Source organism: Enterobacter hormaechei subsp. xiangfangensis, assembly GCF_001729785.1.
In the GTDB taxonomy this organism is placed as follows: domain Bacteria; phylum Pseudomonadota; class Gammaproteobacteria; order Enterobacterales; family Enterobacteriaceae; genus Enterobacter; species Enterobacter hormaechei_C.
On sequence record NZ_CP017183.1, the window covers coordinates 1,549,903 to 1,563,216 of the forward strand.

At 56.6% G+C, this 13,314-nt stretch carries 11 protein-coding genes; 5 read left to right on the forward strand and 6 right to left on the reverse strand.

Going from position 1 to position 13,314, the window contains the following annotated elements; all coding sequences use genetic code 11:
* Positions 1-5: 5 nt before the first annotated feature.
* On the forward strand, positions 6-1,121 hold the full coding sequence (macA, locus tag BFV63_RS07310; protein ID WP_017384842.1) for a macrolide transporter subunit MacA: 1,116 nt from the start codon (positions 6-8) through the stop codon (positions 1,119-1,121).
* Entirely contained in the window at positions 1,118-3,058 is a 1,941-nt protein-coding gene (macB, locus tag BFV63_RS07315) for a macrolide ABC transporter ATP-binding protein/permease MacB (protein ID WP_023324397.1), read from the forward strand. The genes macA and macB overlap by 4 nt, the downstream gene beginning before the upstream one ends.
* A gap of 70 nt (positions 3,059-3,128) precedes the next feature.
* Here macB and cspD read toward each other — a convergent pair whose 3' ends face one another.
* Positions 3,129-3,350 (reverse strand): cold shock-like protein CspD, encoded by a 222-nt coding sequence (gene cspD, locus BFV63_RS07320; protein WP_006809408.1) that lies wholly within the window; start codon positions 3,348-3,350, stop codon positions 3,129-3,131.
* A 267-nt stretch (positions 3,351-3,617) separates the two neighbouring features.
* On the opposite strand from cspD, the gene clpS reads away from it, so the two are divergent.
* From clpS to BFV63_RS07335, 3 genes are all read left to right on the forward strand, one after another.
* The gene (gene clpS, locus BFV63_RS07325) at positions 3,618-3,938 is read left to right on the forward strand and encodes an ATP-dependent Clp protease adapter ClpS (RefSeq protein ID WP_006174393.1); all 321 of its coding nucleotides are present in this window, start codon (positions 3,618-3,620) and stop codon (positions 3,936-3,938) included.
* A gap of 27 nt (positions 3,939-3,965) precedes the next feature.
* Positions 3,966-6,245, forward strand: a complete 2,280-nt coding sequence (gene clpA, locus BFV63_RS07330) for an ATP-dependent Clp protease ATP-binding subunit ClpA (RefSeq protein WP_006809407.1) — start codon at positions 3,966-3,968, stop codon at positions 6,243-6,245.
* A gap of 466 nt (positions 6,246-6,711) precedes the next feature.
* Positions 6,712-7,173, forward strand: a complete 462-nt coding sequence (locus BFV63_RS07335; RefSeq protein WP_080336076.1) for a hypothetical protein — start codon at positions 6,712-6,714, stop codon at positions 7,171-7,173.
* A 71-nt stretch (positions 7,174-7,244) separates the two neighbouring features.
* Here BFV63_RS07335 and infA read toward each other — a convergent pair whose 3' ends face one another.
* The 5 genes from infA to trxB all read right to left on the reverse strand — a co-directional run bounded on the left by infA (position 7,245) and on the right by trxB (position 13,068).
* Positions 7,245-7,463, reverse strand: a complete 219-nt coding sequence (gene infA / locus BFV63_RS07340; RefSeq protein ID WP_002211347.1) for a translation initiation factor IF-1 — start codon at positions 7,461-7,463, stop codon at positions 7,245-7,247.
* Positions 7,464-7,747: 284 nt separating this feature from the next.
* Positions 7,748-8,452 carry a leucyl/phenylalanyl-tRNA--protein transferase gene (aat, locus tag BFV63_RS07345; RefSeq protein WP_032608953.1) on the reverse strand — a complete coding sequence of 235 codons (705 nt, stop codon included), beginning with the start codon at positions 8,450-8,452 and terminating at the stop codon, positions 7,748-7,750.
* Positions 8,453-8,497: 45 nt separating this feature from the next.
* Positions 8,498-10,219, reverse strand: a complete 1,722-nt coding sequence (gene cydC, locus BFV63_RS07350) for a heme ABC transporter ATP-binding protein/permease CydC (RefSeq protein WP_023315743.1) — start codon at positions 10,217-10,219, stop codon at positions 8,498-8,500.
* Positions 10,219-11,985, reverse strand: a complete 1,767-nt coding sequence (cydD, locus tag BFV63_RS07355) for a heme ABC transporter permease/ATP-binding protein CydD (RefSeq protein WP_023324401.1) — start codon at positions 11,983-11,985, stop codon at positions 10,219-10,221. The genes cydC and cydD overlap by 1 nt, the downstream gene beginning before the upstream one ends.
* A 114-nt stretch (positions 11,986-12,099) precedes the next feature.
* Positions 12,100-13,068 carry a thioredoxin-disulfide reductase gene (gene trxB, locus BFV63_RS07360; protein ID WP_048241077.1) on the reverse strand — a complete coding sequence of 323 codons (969 nt, stop codon included), beginning with the start codon at positions 13,066-13,068 and terminating at the stop codon, positions 12,100-12,102.
* Positions 13,069-13,314 lie beyond the last annotated feature (246 nt).

Consider the following 13,314-nt stretch of genomic DNA (forward strand, 5'->3'; position numbering starts at 1 on the left):
TATTTATGAACCTGAAGGGAAAACGCAGAAAGCTGTTTCTGCTGCTGGCGGTAGTGGTGTTAGCGGGCGGATTCTGGTTATGGAAGGTACTGAACGCGCCGGTACCACAGTATCAAACGCTGATTGTTCGTCCGGGCGAGCTGCAACAAAACGTGCTGGCGACGGGGAAACTGGATGCCCTGCGTAAGGTTGACGTGGGCGCGCAGGTCAGCGGTCAGCTTAAAACCCTGTCAGTTGAGATTGGCGATAAGGTTAAAAAAGGCCAGCTGCTGGGCGTGATCGATCCTGAGCAGGCGCAAAACCAGATCCGCGAAGTGGAAGCGACGCTGATGGAGCTGCGCGCGCAGCGCGCGCAGGCTCAGGCGGAGCGTAATCTCGCTCAGGTCACCCTGACGCGCCAGCAGGCGCTGGCGAAAACGCAGGCCATCTCGAAACAGGATCTGGACACAGCCGCCACGGAGCTGGCGGTGAAGCAGGCGCAGATTGGCACCATCGATGCGCAAATCAAACGGAATCAGGCCTCGCTGGATACGGCGAAAACCAACCTCGATTACACGCAAATCGTTGCGCCAATGGCCGGGGAAGTGACGCAGATAACCACCCTGCAAGGCCAGACGGTCATCGCCGCGCAGCAGGCGCCAAACATCCTGACCCTGGCGGATATGAGCACCATGCTGGTGAAAGCCCAGGTATCCGAAGCGGACGTCATTCACCTTAAGCCGGGGCAGAAAGCCTGGTTTACGGTGCTGGGCGATCCACAAACCCGCTATGAGGGCGTGCTGAAAGATATCCTGCCGACGCCGGAAAAGGTCAACGACGCCATCTTCTACTACGCGCGTTTCGAGGTGCCAAACCCGCAGGGCGTGCTGCGTCTGGACATGACCGCCCAGGTGCATATCCAGCTGACCGGCGTGAAAAACGTGCTGACGGTTCCGCTCTCCGCGCTGGGCGAATCCGCCGGGGACAATCGCTACAAGGTGAAAGTGCTGCGCAACGGCGAAACCCGCGAGCGGGAAGTAGTGATTGGCGCGCGTAACGACACCGACGTGGTGGTGGTAAAAGGGCTGGAAGAGGGTGAAGAAGTGGTCACCAGCGAAACCCTGCCCGGAGCCGCGCAATGACGGCGCTGCTTGAGCTGAATGACATTCGTCGCAGCTATCCGTCCGGCGACGGGCCGGTGGAGGTGCTGAAGGGCATCTCCCTGCGCGTTGAAGCCGGTGAAATGGTGGCGATTGTCGGGGCGTCGGGCTCGGGTAAATCAACGCTGATGAACATTCTTGGCTGTCTGGATAAGCCCACCAGCGGCACCTATCGCGTGGCCGGGACGGATGTTTCCACCCTGGACGGCGACGCGCTGGCGAAGCTGCGTCGCGAGCATTTTGGCTTTATCTTTCAGCGTTACCATCTGCTTTCACACCTGAGCGCGGCGCAGAATGTGGAAGTGCCGGCGGTGTATGCGGGCGTCGAGCGCAAAAAACGCCTTGAACGCGCGAAGGCGCTGTTAACGCGTCTTGGGCTGGCGGAGCGTGTTGATTATCAGCCTTCGCAGCTTTCCGGCGGTCAGCAGCAGCGCGTGAGTATTGCCCGCGCGCTGATGAACGGCGGACAGGTGATCCTCGCCGATGAGCCAACCGGTGCGCTCGACAGCCATTCCGGTGAAGAGGTGATGGCGATCCTGCATCAGCTTCGCGATCAGGGGCATACGGTGATTATCGTCACCCACGATCCACAGGTCGCGGCGCAGGCGGAACGCATCATCGAGATCCACGACGGCGAGCTGGTCAGCAACCCGCCGCCGCGTCAGTCCAGAGCGGCGGCGGCGAAAGAAGCTTTGCCTGCGTCCACCGGCTGGGGCCAGTTTTCCAGCGGTTTCCGCGAGGCGCTGAACATGGCCTGGCTGGCGATGGCGGCCAACAAAATGCGCACTCTGCTGACCATGCTCGGCATCATTATCGGTATTGCCTCGGTGGTGTCGATTGTGGTGGTGGGCGATGCGGCGAAACAGCTGGTGCTGGCGGATATTCGGGCCATCGGGACTAACACCATCGACGTTTACCCCGGCAAAGATTTTGGCGACGACGAGCCGCAGTATCAGCAGGCGCTGAAATACGACGATCTGGCGGCTATTCAGAAGCAGCCGTGGGTGAACTCCGCCACGCCTGCCGTGTCGCAAAACCTGCGTCTGCGCTACGGCAACATCGACGTGGCGGCCAGTGCTAACGGCGTCAGCGGAGATTACTTCAACGTCTACGGCATGACCTTTAGCGAAGGGGCGACCTTCAACGCGGAGCAGCTGGCGGGCAGGGCGCAGGTGGTGGTGCTGGACGCGAACTCGCGCAGACAGCTTTTCCCCAATAAAACCCGTGTAGTGGGGGAAGTGATCCTGGTGGGTAACATGCCCGCCACGGTGATTGGTGTGGCGGAAGAGAAACAGTCCATGTTTGGCAGCAGCAAGATCCTGCGCGTCTGGCTGCCATACAGCACCATTTCCGGGCGCATTATGGGGCAGTCCTGGCTTAACTCCATTACCGTGCGAGTGAAGGAGGGCTACGACAGCGCGCTGGCGGAACAGCAGCTTGAGCGGCTGTTAACCCTGCGCCACGGGAAAAAGGATTTCTTCACCTGGAACATGGACGGCCTCTTGAAAACGGCGGAAAAGACCACACGTACTCTTCAGCTGTTCCTGACGCTGGTGGCGGTGATTTCGCTGGTCGTCGGCGGGATTGGGGTGATGAACATTATGCTGGTGTCGGTGACCGAACGTACGCGGGAGATAGGCATCCGCATGGCGGTCGGGGCCAGAGCCAGCGACGTGCTCCAGCAGTTTTTGATTGAAGCGGTGCTGGTGTGTCTGGTGGGAGGCGCGATGGGGATTGCGCTTTCGATGATGATCGCCTTCGCGCTCCAGCTCTTCTTACCGGGCTGGGAAATTGGCTTCTCGCCGATGGCGATCCTGACGGCGTTTTTATGTTCCACCTTCACCGGTATTCTTTTCGGCTGGCTGCCGGCGCGAAACGCGGCGCGGCTCGATCCGGTGGATGCGCTGGCGCGGGAATAGCCCGAAAATAAAAATGCCAGCCGATCGGGCTGGCATTTTGCCTGCGGGGTGTACACAATGAATCAGAGAGCTATGCAACCGTTTCTGCTTCAACGGGCACGATAAGACTGGCGTGATTGCCTTTTGGCCCCTGGTGTACATCGAACCGGACGGACTGCCCGGCTTTGAGCGTCCTGTAACCATCCATCTGAATGGTGGAATAGTGAGCGAAGATATCCTCGCCGCCGCCTTCGGGGCAAATGAAGCCAAACCCCTTGGCGTTGTTGAACCACTTAACAGTACCCATTTCCATGCTTCGACATCCTTCGTAAATCTTATAAATTAAGATGGAATGAACCGGTGGTGGAGTGGGGGCTGTTCAAAACCTCGCCAACTCACGCTTGTACAATTTAGAGAAACGGAAGAAGCCGTCAAGCGTTTGGCGCTGGAGTTGGGACAATAATCAACCAAAATTTGAGGCAGTTAACGCTATTGCAACAGTTTGTGACAGACATCGCGGATGACAGTAATAGATGATTGTTATCTAACATCTGAGGTAGATTCAAAGTGGTTATGCATAATGGGTAAGACCAACGATTGGCTGGATTTTGACCAGCTGGCGGAAGATAAAGTGCGCGACGCGCTAAAACCGCCATCTATGTATAAAGTTATGTTAATGAACGATGATTACACGCCGATGGAATTTGTTATTGACGTGCTACAAAAGTTCTTTTCTTATGATGTTGAACGTGCAACGCAACTGATGCTTACCGTTCATTATCGTGGCAAAGCGATCTGCGGCATCTTCACTGCCGAAGTTGCGGAAACCAAAGTAGCGATGGTGAACGACTATGCAAGGGAGAACGAGCATCCGTTGCTGTGTACGCTGGAAAAGGCCTGATAAGGCATAAAATTGGGGGAGGTGCCTATGCTCAATCAAGAACTGGAACTCAGTTTAAACATGGCTTTCGCCAGAGCGCGTGAGCACCGACATGAGTTTATGACCGTCGAGCACCTGCTGCTCGCACTGCTTAGCAACCCATCTGCCCGCGAAGCGCTGGAAGCCTGCTCCGTGGATCTGGTGGCGCTACGTCAGGAACTCGAAGCCTTCATCGAACAAACCACACCGGTGCTGCCAGCCAGTGAAGAAGAGCGCGACACGCAGCCGACGCTCAGCTTCCAGCGCGTGTTGCAGCGCGCGGTTTTCCACGTCCAGTCTTCCGGACGTAGCGAAGTGACTGGCGCCAATGTCCTGGTCGCCATCTTCAGCGAGCAGGAGTCCCAGGCGGCCTACCTGCTGCGCAAACACGAAGTCAGCCGGCTCGACGTGGTCAACTTCATCTCTCACGGAACGCGAAAAGACGAGCCTAACCAGGCATCGGATCCCAGCGGACAGATCAACAGCAATGAAGAGCAAGCAGGCGGGGAGGATCGTATGGAAAACTTCACCACCAACCTTAACCAGCTTGCTCGCGTTGGCGGTATCGACCCGCTGATTGGCCGCGACAAAGAGCTGGAGCGTGCCATCCAGGTGCTGTGCCGTCGACGCAAGAACAACCCGCTGCTGGTGGGGGAATCTGGCGTGGGTAAAACCGCGATTGCCGAGGGCCTTGCCTGGCGCATTGTGCAGGGCGACGTGCCGGAAGTGATTGCCGACTGCACCATCTACTCGCTGGATATTGGCTCGCTGCTGGCGGGCACCAAATACCGCGGTGATTTCGAAAAACGTTTCAAAGCGCTGTTAAAACAGCTGGAGCAGGACACCAATAGCATTCTGTTTATCGATGAGATCCACACCATCATCGGCGCAGGTGCGGCCTCCGGTGGCCAGGTGGATGCCGCTAACCTGATCAAACCGCTGCTCTCCAGCGGCAAGATCCGCGTGATGGGCTCCACGACGTACCAGGAGTTCAGCAACATCTTTGAGAAGGATCGTGCGCTGGCGCGTCGTTTCCAGAAAATCGACGTTACCGAGCCGTCGGTTGACGAAACGGTGCAGATCATCAACGGCCTGAAAACCAAGTATGAAGCGCACCACGACGTGCGTTACACCGCGAAAGCGGTCCGTGCGGCGGTGGAGCTGGCGGTGAAATACATTAACGACCGTCATCTGCCGGATAAGGCGATTGACGTGATTGATGAGGCGGGTGCGCGTGCGCGCCTGATGCCAGCCAGCAAGCGTAAGAAAACCGTGAACGTGGCGGATATCGAGTCCGTGGTGGCCCGCATCGCGCGTATTCCTGAGAAGAGCGTTTCTCAGAGCGACCGTGATACGCTGCGCACGCTCGGCAATCGCCTGAAAATGCTGGTCTTTGGTCAGGATAAAGCCATTGAGGCTTTAACCGAAGCGATCAAGATGGCTCGTGCTGGCCTGGGGCATGACCACAAGCCGGTTGGTTCCTTCCTGTTCGCCGGTCCGACCGGTGTGGGTAAAACCGAGGTAACGGTTCAGCTCTCCAAAGCGCTGGGCATTGAGCTGCTGCGCTTTGATATGTCCGAGTATATGGAGCGTCATACCGTCAGCCGTTTGATTGGTGCGCCTCCGGGATACGTGGGCTTTGACCAGGGCGGCCTGCTTACGGACGCAGTTATCAAGCATCCGCACGCGGTACTGCTGCTCGATGAAATCGAGAAAGCGCACCCGGACGTGTTCAACATCCTGTTGCAGGTGATGGACAACGGGACGCTGACCGATAACAACGGGCGCAAGGCCGATTTCCGCAACGTGGTGCTGGTGATGACCACCAACGCGGGCGTGCGGGAAACCGAGCGTAAATCCATCGGCCTGATCCACCAGGATAACAGCACCGATGCGATGGAAGAGATCAAGAAGATCTTCACGCCGGAGTTCCGTAACCGTCTGGACAACATTATCTGGTTCGATCACCTGTCTACCGAGGTGATCCATCAGGTGGTGGACAAGTTCATCGTCGAGTTGCAGGTTCAGCTGGATCAGAAAGGCGTGTCGCTGGAAGTGAGCCAGGAGGCCCGCAACTGGCTGGCTGAGAAAGGCTACGACCGTGCGATGGGCGCCCGTCCGATGGCGCGCGTGATTCAGGACAACCTGAAGAAGCCGCTGGCGAACGAGCTGCTGTTTGGCTCGCTAGTGGACGGCGGCCAGGTCACGGTAGGGCTGGATCAGGCGAAGAACGAACTGACGTACGATTTCCAGAGTGCGGCGAAGCACAAGCCGGAAGCGGCTCACTGATTTCTTACGTAGGTCTAAAAACCGGGCAAAAGCCCGGTTTTTTTATGCGTGCCAGGGTAAAAGCAAAACGACAACAGTGTTGTCGTTTTTAGTGTTTTCTCCCTCTCCCCGTGGGAGAGGGTTGGGGTGAGGGCAACAGACCGCAGAGGAATTTTGCGAGGCGCTTTCCAGATTCTTTCGAAGTCAGTTGCTGGATAAATTCACAGTAATAAAATGGCGGCGCACCTGCAAAATCAGGTGTCGGGATTGGCGTCCTGATTACACACATATGGAAAGATGTTGCTAACGCAACATCATTGGTTTCGTTCACTCTTTTTTTAGCTGCGGTATAATCCGTATCTTCTATTATGGTGGACTGAACCGGGGCTTCTTTTGAAGCGCCGATTTTCCATATGGTCGGTACGCCAAACCGGTTCAGTCTGCCACCCGAAGTTGGCGTTTCTGGTGGTAGTTTTCAGCTTTTAATATGGAAATTATGAATATGGAAAACCAGTCTATCTCCCAGCTCTATAGCGAACTCTCCCTCAACCCCGATCTCCCCACCCTGGCCGAGCGCTGCAAACTGCTCACCGAAATCCTCCTCGACTGCAAATCACTTCCGCAAACGCAGCCCGTTTGCCGTTGCCTCGGAGCCTACCTGGAAGAGGTGAAATCCGGCCTCACAGAGTCAATGCGTGATTTTCAGGTGGTTGAATTTGAGGACGACGCGGAGCAACCGCGACAAAAAGAGTGGTTGCTGGAAGATACCGAAACGAAATGCGACTACTGCCGGGCGTTAAACCATGTGCTGCTGGTATCGCATGTTGACCGCGATATGCTGCCGCACCTGACGGGACTGCTGCATGACATTACCCACGCGATAGCTGAAGATTTAATCGTACCTATGAACCCGTGCATGACTATACATCTGCCGACACAGCCACACTAAGACCATAAATAAAAAAGGCCGGGAATATCCCGACCTTTTAAATATTCATCTGCCATTACAGGCGAAAACAATTAGCGACTACGGAAGACAATGCGGCCTTTGCTCAGGTCGTACGGGGTCAGTTCAACAGTCACTTTGTCGCCCGTCAAAATGCGGATATAGTTTTTGCGCATTTTACCGGAGATGTGCGCAGTTACCACGTGACCGTTTTCCAGTTCTACGCGAAACATGGTATTAGGCAACGTATCAAGTACGGTACCCTGCATTTCAATATTGTCTTCTTTGGCCATCTAATCCTCTGGGGTATCACTACCAAGTTTTGAACCGGCAAGATAATGCCGAAATTCCTCAATTAAGTAAAGAATTGCGCGTTTAAAACGCAGCAAAACAGTCTCAGCGTATTGCCCAAGCGTCACGGTACAACCGAACGGAAAGCGCATTCGTAAAGGGGAGACGACAGGATAAACGTCAGGACGTTATCTGAAGCGAGGGTCCCAAACGGCGGCGGGGCAACAGGCAGAAGCTACTCTGCGGCATAATTATAACACCCTCATAAAAAATATGCGGAAAACATTTAGGCATTGGGCATAAAGAGCGCTCTGGGAACCCAAAAATCGCGTGGAAGGGTCTCTTTTCGGCATTGTTCAAGGTGTTCGATATAGTGTCGGCGGGAGATTTCAACGGCGCCGAGCGAGGCGGTGTGCTCATTCAGCACCTGACAATCCATCAGCCGTCCGCCACGACGGGCAAATTCCTCGCTAAACACCAGCAGCGCGGTTTTTGACGCATTCGTGGCACGGGAGAACATCGACTCGCCGCAGAACAGCGTGCCCTGCGCCACGCCGTACATTCCGCCGACGAGGTTATCCTCTTTCCATACTTCAATAGAGTGCGCGTAGCCCAGCTCATGAAGCTGGTGGTAGGCGATAATGATATCGCGGGTTATCCAGGTGCCTTCATGACGATCTTCAGCGCAGCCTTCGATAACCTGGCCGAAGGCGTGATTGAGCGTGACGCGAAAGGGTGATTTTGCATGAAACCGCTTCATGCTGCGGCTCAGGTGAAACTGCCCAGGCCACAGCACGGCTCGCGGGTCGGGAGACCACCATAAGATCGGGTCGCCAGGCGAAAACCAAGGGAAGATGCCGCGCTGGTAAGCCATTAAGAGCCGTGCCGGGCTGAGATCGCCGCCCAGAGCCAGCAAGCCGTTAGGTTCACGCAGCGCCCCCTCCGGTGAAGGGAACGCAATATTATGGCGAGAAAGCTGCACCAGGCGCATGACAACAGAACTCCAGTACGCGAGAGAGGACGCTACAAATATAGTCTACAGGCGCTGTTTAAACTGGTAGTAGCGACCCTGTTTTGCCAGCAGCTCTGCGTGACTACCTTGCTCAATTATGTGTCCGTTGTCCATCACAATTATCTGATCGAAATTCACCAGCCCGCGCAGACGGTGCGTGACCATCAGTACGGTTTTACCTTTCATCACATTCGCCAGTAAATCAAGGATTTGACTCTCAGTCGTGGCATCCAGTCCTTCTGTCGGTTCATCCAGCAACATCAGCGGCGCATCGTGCAGCAGCGCACGCGCAATGGCCAGACGACGCAGTTCGCCACCGGAAAGCTGTCGACCCCCTTCACCCAGCCAGCTGTTCAAGCCATCGTCTTCAAGCAGCTTGTGCAGCCCAACCTGCTCCAGCATTGCCCGCAGCGTATCGTCGGAGGCGTCTGGTGCCGCCAGAAGAAGATTATCGCGCAGCGTAGCGCTGAACAGATGCACCCGCTGGGGCACGACGCTGACCGTTTTACGCAAGGCCGCTTCGCTAAAACCAGACAGCGGAACGTCGTTAAACCGAATCTCGCCCTGCTGTGGGTCCCACGCGCGCGTGAGAAGTTGCAGAAGTGTCGATTTTCCACATCCCGTACGGCCAAGGATCGCAATGCGCTGCCCGGCATCAACAGAAAGGGTGATGTCTTCCAGCGCGTTTTGCGCCGGCTTGTCGTAGGCGAAAGTGACATTGCTGAGCGTCAGCGCGACCTGCTCCGGCACAGCGGTTTGACCCGCGCTGAACTTCACTTCCGGCTCCTGCTCGGCAATATCCGTAATGCGCAGCGCAGAGGCAATCACCTGGCCGAGATGCTGAAAGGCGCCCGTAACCGGGGCTAAGGCTTCAAAGGCTGCCAGGGCACAGAAAACAAACAGCGCAATTAGCGGGCCAGGCTGCGCGTTATCGCCCACGCCACCGGAGGCCATCCAGAGCATGGCGATTACGGCAATCCCACCAATTAACATCATCAGCGCCTGGGAGAAAGCGGTCAGTTCAGACTGGCGACGCTGGGCTTCATGCCAGTTCAGCTCCGTATTTTCCATGCGGGCGCGGTAGCGCTTGCTGGCGCCAAAAAGGGTGAGCTCGGCCTGTCCTTGCAACCAGGCGGTGAGCTGCTGGCGGTATTCTCCGCGCAGGCGCGTCAGGTTTTCCCCGGTGGTTTTACCTGCACGATAAAACAGGGGTGGCAGAATAATCAGCGTCATCAGCATGATGCCGCCGAGCGTCAGTGCGATGGGAACATCCAGGAAACTCAACCCCAGCGTGACCACGACAATCACCACAAACGCGCCCACCATGGGTGAAATGACGCGCAGATAGAGGTGATCCAGCGTATCCACATCTGCGACCACGCGGTTGAGTAATTCGCCCTGTCGAAAACGTGCCAGCCCGGCAGGGGAGAGGGGTAGCAGTTTGCTGAACGTATAAATACGCAGGTGTTGCAGCACGCGGAAGGTCGCGTCGTGGCTGACCAGACGCTCGAAGTAGCGCCCGGCAGTTCGCGTAATCGCCGTACCGCGCACCCCGGCGGCAGGCAGCATGTAGTTAAAGCTGTATAGCCCGGCAAAGCCTGCGGCCGCAGACGCGGAGAGGAACCAGCCGGAAAGCGTAAGCAGACCGATGCTGGCCAGCAGAGTGACGATCGCCAGCACGATCCCGAGCGTCAGCATCCATTTGTGGCGTTTATACAGTGCAAGATACGGAAGCAGGGCGCGCATCAGATATCCTCCTGACGGTTCGCCAGCAGGGTCGCAAACGGCCCCTGCGCGGCAACAAGCGCGGCGTAATCGCCTTGCTCAACAATGTGTCCGTTTTCCATCACCCAGATCTGATCCCAGTCGGCAATACCTTCCAGCTGGTGAGTCACCATCAGGGTGGTTTGCTGGCGTGAGGCTGCGTTAAGCGCATCCATCACGCGCTGCTCGCTGTGAGCGTCCAGGCTGGCGGCGGGTTCGTCCAGCAGCATTAGCGAAGAGGGGTTCAGCAGCGCACGGGCAACCGCGACGCGCTGTGCCTGGCCTACTGACAGCCCGGCAGACTGATCGCCAATGACGGTATCGATACCCTGCGCAAGCAGCGGCAGAAACTCGCTGACCCAGGCGCGGTCGAGGACCGATTGCAGCTCATCGTCACGCGCATCCGGGCGTGCCAGCAGCACATTCTCGCGAAGCGTCGGAGCTGGCAGCTGCGGGTTTTGCCCCACCCAGCTTAGCTGTTTACGCCAGGCATCAGGATCGAGCTCGCGCAGCTCCGTTTTGTTGATACGCAGCGATCCGGTGTACGCCATAAAACCTGAAAGCGCATTCAACAATGAGCTTTTACCTGAGCCGCTGGTACCCACCAGCACCACACGTTGCCCGGCAGGCAGGGTAAAGTTCAGCGGACCGGCCAGTACTTTGCCTTCAGGCGACAGAACAGAAAAATCCTGTGCTTCAATGGTCACCGGATCGTTCGTATTCAGCGTTACCTCACCACGCTCCGGATGCGCCAGCGGCGTTTCCATGAAGGTTTTCAGGCTGTCGGCAGCACCCACCGCCTGCGCTTTGGCATGGTAAAAGGTGCCGAGATCGCGAAGCGGCTGGAAAAATTCCGGGGCCAGGATCAGCGCCAGGAACCCAGCGGAAAGCGTAACCGCCGTACCGTAGTGACCAAAGTCCAGCGCGCCGAGGTAGGAGAAACCAAAGTAAACCGCCACCAGCGCAATCGACAGGGAGGTGAAAAATTCAAGTACGCCAGAAGATAGAAAGGCCATGCGCAACACTTCCATGGTGCGCTGACGAAAATCCTGCGACGCCAGGCGAATGTTTTCGGTTTCCGCTTCACCACGACCAAAGATCCGCAGGGTTTCCATACCGCGCAGACGGTCCAGGAAATGACCGCTCAACCGACCCAGCGCCAGGAAGTTGCGGCGGTTAGCATCAGCCGCGCCCATGCCGACCATCGCCATAAACAGCGGGATCAGCGGGGCGGTCCCCAGCAGGATCAGCGCCGCCACCCAGTTAACCGGGAAGATGGCGATAACAATCATCAGAGGCACAAACACCGCCAGCGCCATCTGCGGAAGATAACGCGCGTAGTAATCGTGCATATCGTCGATTTGCTCAAGGATCAGCGTCGCCCAGCTACCGGCCGGCTTGCCCTGGATCCACGCAGGCCCGGCTTCTGAAAGCCGATCGAGCACCTTGCGGCGGATCTCATAGCGGATGTGCTGCCCGGCATGGAACCCAACCCGCTCGCGCAGCCAGACCACCCACGCACGCAGAACGAAAACCAGCGCCAGAACGATAAACGGCAACAGCAGCGCTTCGCGCGGGATGTTCTCCATGATCATATGGTTGAGAATGCGGGCCAGCAGCCATGCCTGGGCAACAATCAACAGACCGCTGATAAATCCCAGAACGCGGGAAATCATAAGCCAGCGGCGGGACAGAACGCTTTGCTGTTTCAGCCAGCGGGTTAACTCTTGTTGACGGGTTTTTTCCATTGCGTACTTTGCAGGTGACGTTATAAGAAATTAGACATCTGCATGTTACACGTGAGCAAAAATAAAGGCGACCAGTGGCCGCCTTTATTTACGTTTGTTACTGACTTGTAAAGATTATTTACCTTGTTCAGCCAGCCCGTCCAGATAGCGTTCTGCGTCCAGCGCGGCCATACAGCCGGTGCCCGCAGAGGTGATCGCCTGACGATAAATATGGTCCATCACGTCACCAGCTGCGAAGACACCCGGAACGCTGGTCTGGGTGGCGTTGCCGTGAATGCCAGACTGCACTTTAATGTAGCCGTTCTCCAGCTCCAGCTGGCCTTCAAAGATAGCCGTGTTCGGGCTGTGACCGATTGCCACAAACAGGCCTGCCACTTCCAGCGTTTCGACGTTATCGGTGTTCTGGGTATCACGGATACGCAGCCCCGCGACGCCCATCTGATCGCCAGTTACTTCTTCCAGCGTACGGTTGGTATGCAGCACAATGTTACCGCTCGCCACTTTGTCCATCAGGCGTTTGATCAGGATCTTCTCCGCGCGGAAGGTGTCGCGACGGTGGATCAGGTGTACTTCTGAGGCAATATTTGCCAGATACAGCGCTTCTTCCACAGCGGTGTTGCCGCCGCCGATCACCGCAACTTTCTGGTTGCGATAGAAGAAACCGTCGCAGGTCGCGCAGGCTGACACGCCGCGGCCTTTGAACGCTTCTTCAGACGGCAGACCGAGATAGCGGGCAGAGGCGCCGGTGGCGATGATCAGCGCATCGCAGGTGTATTCGCCGCTGTCACCCGTCAGGCGGAACGGACGGTTCTGCAAATCCACTTTATTGATGTGGTCGAACAGGATTTCGGTTTCGAATTTGGCGGCATGCTCGTGCATGCGCTCCATCAGCAGCGGCCCGGTCAGGTCGTTCGGGTCGCCCGGCCAGTTTTCCACTTCCGTGGTGGTGGTCAACTGACCGCCTTTTTCCATCCCGGTGATCAGTACCGGTTGCAGGTTAGCGCGTGCAGCATAGACCGCTGCGGTATAACCCGCAGGTCCAGATCCAAGGATTAGCAGCTTACGGTGTTTGGTCGTGCCCATGAGATCCCCATTGTTGTTGGCAGGCAATGGGCTGGATTGTAGGGAATTTGTTGCCGTAAAAAAAGAGCACGGCAGTTTTGCTTCCGATATATGCAATAGACGCGCCCTATGGGTCAGAGGCGGTCACATCACGTCTGCTACTGAAAACAGCGCGTTTATAAGGCAATAAAATGAGGATTAATACCCCTCCGTAATGAATATCCGGCATCTTGTACTAAAAATCGATGTTTTGCTTTGACAATCCCC